Annotated in this window: 6 protein-coding genes; all 6 read right to left on the bottom strand. The window is 68.4% G+C overall.

Going from position 1 to position 8,473, the window contains the following annotated elements; all coding sequences use genetic code 11:
* Nucleotides 1-81 precede the first annotated feature (81 nt).
* The 6 genes from QSK05_RS24020 to QSK05_RS23995 all read right to left on the bottom strand — a co-directional run bounded on the left by QSK05_RS24020 (nt 82) and on the right by QSK05_RS23995 (nt 8,465).
* Nucleotides 82-510, bottom strand: a complete 429-nt coding sequence (locus tag QSK05_RS24020; RefSeq protein ID WP_285599560.1) for a hypothetical protein — start codon at nt 508-510, stop codon at nt 82-84.
* Nucleotides 503-928 (bottom strand): YbaB/EbfC family nucleoid-associated protein, encoded by a 426-nt coding sequence (locus QSK05_RS24015; protein ID WP_285599559.1) that lies wholly within the window; start codon nt 926-928, stop codon nt 503-505. The genes QSK05_RS24020 and QSK05_RS24015 overlap by 8 nt, the downstream gene beginning before the upstream one ends.
* A gap of 74 nt (nt 929-1,002) precedes the next feature.
* On the bottom strand, nt 1,003-2,226 hold the full coding sequence (locus QSK05_RS24010; RefSeq protein WP_285599558.1) for a MinD/ParA family ATP-binding protein: 1,224 nt from the start codon (nt 2,224-2,226) through the stop codon (nt 1,003-1,005).
* A gap of 58 nt (nt 2,227-2,284) precedes the next feature.
* Nucleotides 2,285-5,650 carry a right-handed parallel beta-helix repeat-containing protein gene (locus QSK05_RS24005; RefSeq protein ID WP_285599557.1) on the bottom strand — a complete coding sequence of 1,122 codons (3,366 nt, stop codon included), beginning with the start codon at nt 5,648-5,650 and terminating at the stop codon, nt 2,285-2,287.
* Entirely contained in the window at nt 5,647-8,100 is a 2,454-nt protein-coding gene (locus QSK05_RS24000; protein ID WP_285599556.1) for a hypothetical protein, read from the bottom strand. The genes QSK05_RS24005 and QSK05_RS24000 overlap by 4 nt, the downstream gene beginning before the upstream one ends.
* On the bottom strand, nt 8,100-8,465 hold the full coding sequence (locus QSK05_RS23995; RefSeq protein ID WP_285599555.1) for a type VII secretion protein EccB: 366 nt from the start codon (nt 8,463-8,465) through the stop codon (nt 8,100-8,102). The genes QSK05_RS24000 and QSK05_RS23995 overlap by 1 nt, the downstream gene beginning before the upstream one ends.
* Between the last annotated feature and the right edge of the window lie 8 nt (nt 8,466-8,473).

Below are 8,473 nucleotides of genomic sequence, written 5' to 3'. Positions count from 1 at the left end.
GCGTGGAAATCCTTCGGCCTAGGTTCTTCATGAAGACGGCCGTGACCACCGGAACGCAGGATGGTCACGGCCGGTCGAAAGTCAGTGCTTGCCTGTGGTCTTCGGTTTGCTGTCGCTCGAGGAGCCGTTCGTCGAAGAGCCGGAGGTATTGCCCGTGGAGACATCACCGACCGAGCCGGCGGCCCCGGTCATCTTCCCCAGGTTCTTGGCCGCCTGGGTAGCGCCGTCTTCGGTGGCGACGAAAGCGTCTGCGGCCCCTTGCAAGGCCTGACCACCCCGACGCACGGCCAGGGCGAACGACTTGACGGCCACACCGGTCTTGTTGCTGTTGTCACCGAGTTGGCGGGCCATCGCCCGGCCGTTGTTGTCCGAGCCCATCGCCGATCTGGCCTGGTTCATCAACCGGAACCACTGGGCATGGATGTTCTGCAGTTCGACACCCTTGGCCTCGAGTTCACGGCCGGCCGCACGCATCTTCTCGGTATCGACCGAGAAATGATCGCTACTCATGACCATCCTCCATGTTCAGCCAGGGGTCGGACGACCCTCGAATATCTGCCAGATCCTTCGGGAGAAGGTCTTTCGGGTCGAGCCGCCCGCCGACGAAGTCGACGGCGTTGACATGGGCGGGAAGTCCCGGAGCAACCACGCAGGCGGCTCGGGACTCGATGCGTTCACGAGCGTCTGCGACCGTTTTCAGAATGATCTTCGCAAGATCCGGAGCCGGCATGGTCTTGTACGAATGCGTGGGGAATTTCAGATCGGTCAGCCGTCCCAGCCCGTCGACCGTGACCTGCACCGCCTGTCGGGGCGCGGTCACGGTCTCGGTGAGAGCATGCAGTTCTTCCTGCGCTCTCAGCGACTGGTCCCGGCGCCGGCCGTACTCGGCCATCGCCTGATCGAGCAGGGCGTCGTACTCGCTACTCATCGCTGCCTCTTCACTGCGGTCACCGGCATCGCTGCGGCCGGCTGCTGTCCCTGAGCCTGCATCCAGTTCACTCCTCAGCCGATCTCTGCCCGCACCTGAGCCACCAGGTCGATCTCGGTGTTGGCGGCGGACAGGGCCCGCACGATCGCGGCGCCGGTCCGGGTCCAGGCCCGGCTGGACTCCTCGCTCAGGGCCGACAGGGAGATCTCGCCACCCCGGCGGATCACCGGGTCGAACGGCACCTCGACCACCGCGGCCACCGAGAGCTCGCTCAGCCGGTGCTGAACGGCAGCGCACAGCGCCGGATCTTCCGGCCCACCGTCGTGCCCCAGCACCACCACGACACGGTCGCGGAGATTAACCGCCCCGGAACCTGATTCGATCAGTCGCAAGGTCTGTTCCACACCGGCCAGAGCATCACTCGAGACCAGGCAGGGAATCAGGACAGCATCCGCGATCCGCAGCGCCGCCCGGTACGTCTCGTGGCCCGGGTTGTTGCCCGTGTCGGTGACCGTGATCCGGTAGTAGGTATCAAGGACCTCCCGCACCGAGAGCATCTGGGGGGCACTGAGGGTGTTGCGCGGACCACTCGACCCGATCACGTCGGCGTGTGACGTCTGGGGTGCCGTGTACCCACCCAGACGACCTGCCGAACGGATCCCCGCGATGTCGCTCAGCAGTTCTGCCAGTCCTCGCTGCGGGTCGCCCTCGCAGCGTCGCCCCAGGGTGCCGACCTGCTCGGACGCCTCCCAGACAACGACATAACCGCCCCGCAGGCGGCCCAGGATGCCGGCCAGGATCAGGGCGGCGGGGGTCTTGCCCGTACCGCCCTTGGGATTGGTGACGATGACGTTCATCGAACGGGTCCAGGTGGTGCGACGGATGGTGTCGATCTCGTCGCGATGGCCCCTCTCCGCTGTGCCCGGAGCGGGCTGGATGAGTCCCGCACTCACCTGCCGCACACGGTTACGCCAGCCCCATCGAGCCGGCGTCGCATCACCGGTGGGCACCAGCGCACCAGACCTGGCCCCGACGCCTGAAGGACTGGCCGGGTCCTGCTTCCAGTGAGACTGCACCGCTCCGGGGGCCACGGGTTCAGCCACGGCGTCGAGCTGCTTGATCTCCGTGGGGGTCGATACCTCGTCGAGGTCGGTATCGGCCGGTGCGGTGCTCTCCCTCTCGGCGCCCGAGGGCGAGAAGACGAGTCCGGCCCCCAGGACCGGGGGGCGACCCGGGTGCGCGGACGTCCAGTCGTCCTCGTCCCCCTCCGGATCGAAACCGGTTCTCTGCTGGTTCATCGTGGTGTCTCTTCCGTTCGCTGGATGATTCGGTCGGCTCGGCGGGTTCCGGCCCGGATCAGACGATGCCCGCCCTCATCACCTGCGCCGGTAGAGGCTCGGCCGCCCCCGCCACCACCCGGACGTCGGCGGCCAGGAGAGTCCGTGAGGCCACCAGGGTGGAGATTCGATCGGCCACGGCGTGCGCGGTCGACAGATCAGCGCCCGGTGCGCTCAGCGTGCGGTGCAGTTCACCGCGGACCTCGTCGTCGATCTCATGTCCACGCCACTGCAGCCGCGCCGCCGCGATCCGGGCCAGAGCCTCAGGCGTGTAGGCAGTCAGCCTCCAGCCGACCACAAAGGTCGTGCGCAGGGCCGGTACCAGGCCCAGCACTGCTCCCAGCCGGGACGCGCTGCCGATCAGCGCGACCACCGGCGCCGCCGGGCGACGACTCACCAGCATCGCCACGCAGCGCATGACCTCGATCCCCGGGCTGTTCTCGTCGATGGGCCAGTCCTCACCCACGTCGATGGCCAGCATCCCGCCGGAAGCCTCGTCCAGGGCCGCTGTCACACGCCGTTCGGCCTGCCCCGGCCACGTCGACCACAGGTCGCTGGTCAGCGTCGATCGGGTCAGCTGCCCGACCGGCAGCACGCCGAGTTCGGCCAGGCTCTGGGTGTAGAAGCGCAGGAAGTCTCCGCGCCCACTACCTGGCGGTCCGATGACCACCGCATTCGCCTGAGCACCGATCGGCTCACCGGCGCGGTGCATCGCGCACAGTCGGGTCAGCACGGTGAGCACGGCCTTCTGCGCGGCCGGCTGTCCTTCCATCGCTCGTAACCGGCTGGCCCCCAGCGTGTTCAGCACCGCCTGAGCCGGGTCTGCGGTCTGTGCCGATACCGCGGCCAGGCTCGGGCCGACCGGCAGGTTCTTCAGCTCGGTGGCGATGTCGGCCGCCGTCAGCCGCGTCATGTCCGATTCCCGGCCCGGGTTTCGGGCCAACCGCGAGGCCTGATGATTCACCATCGACTCGAAGATCTTGCGGGCCACTCGCCCATTACCGAAGGTGTCGTCCTTCGGTACCCGCTCGAAGTACTCCCGCAGACCTTCCACACCGTCGTCGGTGAGCTCGTAGTAGTGCTTGCGGCACAGCCCCTGGGTGATCTCCATGAGCTCAGCGGTGCTGTAGTTGGGAAACTCCACGGTCTTGGTGAACCGCGAGCCCAGACCGGGGTTGGAGGCCAGAAACTTCTCCATGTGCTGGGAGTAGCCGGCCACGATGACCACCAGCTCGTCACGATGGTCTTCCATCATCTTCATCAGGGTGTCGACGGCCTCCTGGCCGAAGTCCGCCCCGGAACCACCGGACTGAGCGGTCAGGGTGTAGGCCTCGTCGATGAAGAGCACCCCACCGATGGCTTTCGTGATCACCTCGGTGCTCTTGATGGCGGTGGAGCCGACGTACTGCCCGACCAGGTCGGCCCGGGCCACCTCGATCATGTGGCCCTTGCTGAGGATGCCCAGCTCAGCCAGAACCGTTCCGTAAAGCCTGGCCACCGTGGTCTTACCGGTTCCCGGAGGCCCGGCGAACACCAGGTGCCGGCTCATCATCGGCATCGGCAGGCCCATCATCTGGCGCTTCTTCGCCATCATCATGACGTTCACCAGAGAAGTGACCTCGGCCTTGACCCCGGCCAGACCGGTCAGCGACTCCAGTTCGGCCATCGGCCCGGACTGGGGACCCTGCGGTCGGCCTTCCTGATCGCCCGGTGCGCCGGACTCCTCCTGGAGTGATTCCTCGATCATCACGGTGTTCTCCTCAGGATGTTCACGGTGCGTGGCCCGGGCCGGATCCTCTGCCTCCCGGGCGCTGCCCCGCGCGGATCCGGACAGTGGCGGTTCCGATATGACGTCGCGCAGGGTGAGGTTCTCCCGACCCTCCGGAGGGTGCAGCGGACCACCTCGGTTGTCATGGATGCTGCCACCCGTCACCGAGACCTCCGCGGAGGTCTCGATGCGCAGACCGGCGCCCGCGCTGCCGACCAGTTCGCACTGCTCCAGCTGGGCCCTGCTGTCGCTGCCCACGAGTACGCCGTCCGAGCCGGCACTGCTCACCATCAGCCGCTGCGCCAGAAGGTCAGCCCCGCCACCGATGTCGAGGCCGGTCTGCGGCGCCGCGGTGATCTCGACGTCGGTGAACCGGAGTTTCCCTCCGACGGCCCTGATCCCCACCTTCTGGAACGACACCGACCGGAAGGTCACGGACGTGGTTCGCTCGAGAACGATCTCCGCCGTGCTGCCGCCCCGGATCTGAGTGTCCGACACGTCGACCGTGCAGTCTGCTTCCACGCGCAGTGGCGACACCGACGCGGACACCACCCCGTCGCGCAGCTGAATCCGCCCACCGGCAGTCAGAATGACCGCGTCGGCGTCGCCCGCGCTCAGCTGGAGACCGACAGCATCCAGCTGCGCGCCGCCGATCCGCAGACCGGTCCGGACCGGCCGGGCCACCTCGCTACGTCGCACCGTGAGCAGTGACTCACGCTCGAGAGACACACCCACTGCGGCACCTTCGATCCGGCACTCATCCGCCTGGGCCGATGCCTTCGCCGTCAGGTGAATCCCGGTTCCCTCAGGGTCGGTGATCGTGCAGCCTCGCAGTCTCACATCGCCGGCGCCGGCCAGGTGCACGGCCTGGTTCCCTGACCCCACGAACCGGGAATCGGTCACCGAGACCGTACCGCTGGAGGTCACGTACAGATCGAGAGCTGAGCTCCCGGACACCGACAGACCGTCGATCTCGGCGGTGGCCTGTTGCTCGAGCACGACCGCGGGCTTGACCGCCCCTTCAATGCGGCACCCAACGGCTACCAGCCTTGCGGTTCCGTTGGCGCACAGGCCATTTCCACCCGTTGCCTGGATCAGGCAGTCTCGCAGGGTCAGCCGGCCACCCCCCGCCACCACGACGCCCGAAGACGCGGTCGCCCCGATCGTGGTGTTCGCCACGGTGCTCCCGAGCCCTGACGCGACGACGATGCCTGCCCCGGTGGCGTTCTCGATCCGGCAGTCGTTGACCGCCAGGAGACCCCGCACCCCGGTCATCACGGCGGCCCATCCGTCGCCGGTGAACTCACAGTTCTCCAGGGCGGTCTCGCCGCGGCGAACATCCAGGACCGGTACGGCCGGGTCAGCTCCGATCAACCGGAAGCCCCTCAGTAACACGCCCGCCGCGTCAACCGTCAGCACGCTGCCGGATTCGGCCGTCAACTCGACCGGCCCCCTGGTGTTCTCCGCCTCCAGCCGCACCGTCCCGGTCAGGTTCAGCGCCTCGGGATACCGCCCCGGGTGCACGACCACCGTGCCACCGGGCGCCACCGCGCCCAGTGCCGCCCGGATCGTCGTGAAATCCTTTCCCGGACCGACCTCCAGAACGGGCAGACTCATGGCCGTACCAACCCCGGCAACAGGTCAGGCATCAGATCCAGTGGATGCTGCGGGCAACCCGGGCGACGGGCCGAGGTACTGGCGCGGGCCGGGGACCAGCGCCGGAGATCGGCCCGGAGAGAAGCGAGGGCCATCTCGTCCAGAGCGGACTGAGCGGTGCGGGCTGCCGGATCGGTGTCCAGGTCGCGGGCGGTGATCTCACGCATCATGATCGACCCCCGGGCATCCCCGGCGGGCCGGTTCGTCTCGAGCACCTTCAGTCTCGTACCCGGGACGAACAGGACGCGCGGCACCAGATCGGGGTCGAAGGAGTCGAGCAGTGCGGTGCGCCGGCCGGTCAGCGACCAGATCAGCACGTCGGTATCGCCGCCCGATGGATCTGCCGGGCCGGAACCAGCTGCGAGGAAACCCCATTCGGTGATCTGCGGACGGTTCTCGTACAGCTCCCAGGCGTCGGCACCGACGGTGGCAGAGAAAGAGGCCGGGCCTCGATGGGAGGGCAGGCGACCCAGGCCGGCCACGATGCACCGTGCGAACGGGACGTGCGGGCCGTCCGCACCGACGCGCAACGACGGGTTCAGCCGAGGACCCTCCGGTGACAGGTAGAGGCGCACCGCCACCGCATCACCGACCGCCGCGGCACTGCCGTCTCCGAACCCCTCGAATCCGGGGTGTTCGGAGAGTGTCCGGGCAACGGCGTTGGCCAGCGTGCCGTACTGGCTCCCCAGAGCGGTACGGAGCCAGGTCCGCTCCTCGTCGATCGGACGAGATGGCAACACCGCCCGGCACTGTCGGGCGGGCAACGGCTGGAACCGGACCCGCTGGGGTGCCGGTGCGCCCGGCTCGCCCCGTTCGGCCACGGCGGCGCCGGCCGGTGCGGGCCGGGCCACCACAGGTACCTGCGGTGATGCGGACATGACGGGCACGTCGGGAGATACCGTGAGCGTCGGGGCCGGTGGGGACCCGGCACCGGACTGCGCCGTCGTCGTCACCGGCTCGAGCACGGGCGCCACCGGCTGCGCGACCTCGGTCGAGACCTCGGTCGAGACCGGCATCCGCATCGGGGCCGGGACACCGACGTCCCGTTGCGCCTGGCCCTCACCGGCCGGGCCGCCGGCACTCAGCGGCTCGACCACGTCGACATCGACGTCGGTCGGCAACTCCCGCAGGCCCGCCGAGGCCATCAGGTCTTCGGCTGTGACGATCCGTAGCGACTTCCGGAAAGCCTCGTCGAACTGAGCCATCAGGGATTCGGCAAGTTTCTGCAGGGAAAGGGTGCTCGCGGGGTCTGGGCCGGCGACAACCATCAGGTTCTGCCGCTCGTCCGGGCCGATCCGTCGCACCTGTGTGGTCTGTGGGCTCTCGGCCACGGGCCGCAGTAACAGACCGGACTGGATGACCTCGATCACCGCATCCTGGCGAAGCTGATAAGCCCCCGGCCCGACCTGGGTGAGGCCGGCGAAGGGCGGACGATGCTTGGTGACATCCGGTGCCGCCAGACTCAGGCCTCCCACCGGACGATGTCTCATTTCGAGGGCGTACGGCCACGGTCCGGGTCGACCGTCCGCGGCAATGACCCGGATGTCCGGGAAATCTGCGGTCCCTCCCACCGGAATGCCTGTGTAACAGTATATTTCCTCGCCGCTGAGATCGGCCAAGGCCTGCGCCAGGGTCTTTCCCGGAGGGAGCGCGATCGGACCGATGCCCGCCATCCGTGAACTGCGCCGCACCGTCTCGGGCAGCAGGGAACGCAGCCGATGGATCTCTTCCAGAGGAAGTGGACGGGCGCCCGGCAGGCCCAGCACCAGGGTCGGGAAGGCCCGGCGCATCGGCATCGCGGCCAGGAGCCGGTTCCGGATCGCCCGGACCCCGGCATCATCGGTCTCGGGACGGATCCAGGCTCCGGCCGGCAGCGGCTCGCAGGCCACTCCGGGTCCGGAGCCGGCGATCAGCGCCGTGAGTTCGTCGTCCCAGATCGGACGGGGAAAGCGGCGCGGACCAGGACGGGACTGATGACCGGGCACGTAGTCGCGCCACCGATGATCATGACGATCACCGACCAGCAGGACGCCCGGCCCGGCCACCACGGGACCGTCGGCCAGGGTGACCGGCCGGTCGAGTCGCTCGCTCAGCCAGCCGGCGGCCAGCGTCATGAGATCGCGGGAACGACCGTCGATGATCAGGCGGATCCCTCGCGGTCCGGGACCGATCGCAGCTGCCACCGACTCCCAGACGGCGATCGAGACACGACGGGGAAGATCCAGTACCACCATCGTGTTCTCGTGATCCTCAGGAGCCCGCGAGGCGATCATCCGGGCAGTGTCACCGGGCTCCGCGCGGGTCGAGATGACCACGGCGTGCCTGATCACCTGCAACGTGACCGGATCGGTCGGGGCGCTGTCCGGATCGGCGAACCGGGCGGGATCGATCCGGGGGGCGGTCGCGCTCATCAGTGATCTCCGGCGGTGGATCTGAGGGCTACTGCCGCGGGCCCGGACGTCGCCGGCCGGTCGACGTGCCCACCGGCGGGAGACCCCTGAGGGGACGACGAGGAGGGAACCGCGGTCGGTGAGGCCGTGGCGGTGACGGTGGACGTCGGCGTGGGCTCCTGCTTCGAACCGACCTGGCCGCGGATCAGACCCACCAGGAAGAAGCCGACCGCGATCAGCACCATCAGGCCGACGCCGACCATGAGCCCCAGTTTCGCCCGGCGGGCCGGTGGCTCGAGGAAGGCAGCCTCACCGGTGAGGAGGGCCGATGACAGACGACCCGCCTGAAAGCCGTACGCCTGAACATGATCTCGTTGTGTCTGCATTTCTCATC

Source organism: Kineosporia sp. NBRC 101731 (assembly GCF_030269305.1).
In the GTDB taxonomy this organism is placed as follows: Bacteria; Actinomycetota; Actinomycetes; order Actinomycetales; family Kineosporiaceae; genus Kineosporia.
The sequence above is the reverse complement of the archived record's forward strand: the minus strand, read 5'-3'. Positions and strand labels throughout refer to the sequence as shown.

What these genes read in the sequence shown, in the direction of transcription:
- QSK05_RS24020 (WP_285599560.1), bottom strand. Translation starts at nt 510, where the DNA reads ATGAGTAGCGATCATTTCTCGGTCGATACCGAGAAGATGCGTGCGGCC.
- QSK05_RS24015 (WP_285599559.1), bottom strand. Translation starts at nt 928, where the DNA reads ATGAGTAGCGAGTACGACGCCCTGCTCGATCAGGCGATGGCCGAGTAC.
- QSK05_RS24010 (WP_285599558.1), bottom strand. Translation starts at nt 2,226, where the DNA reads ATGAACCAGCAGAGAACCGGTTTCGATCCGGAGGGGGACGAGGACGAC.
- QSK05_RS24005 (WP_285599557.1), bottom strand. Translation starts at nt 5,650, where the DNA reads ATGAGTCTGCCCGTTCTGGAGGTCGGTCCGGGAAAGGATTTCACGACG.
- QSK05_RS24000 (WP_285599556.1), bottom strand. Translation starts at nt 8,100, where the DNA reads ATGAGCGCGACCGCCCCCCGGATCGATCCCGCCCGGTTCGCCGATCCG.
- QSK05_RS23995 (WP_285599555.1), bottom strand. Translation starts at nt 8,465, where the DNA reads ATGCAGACACAACGAGATCATGTTCAGGCGTACGGCTTTCAGGCGGGT.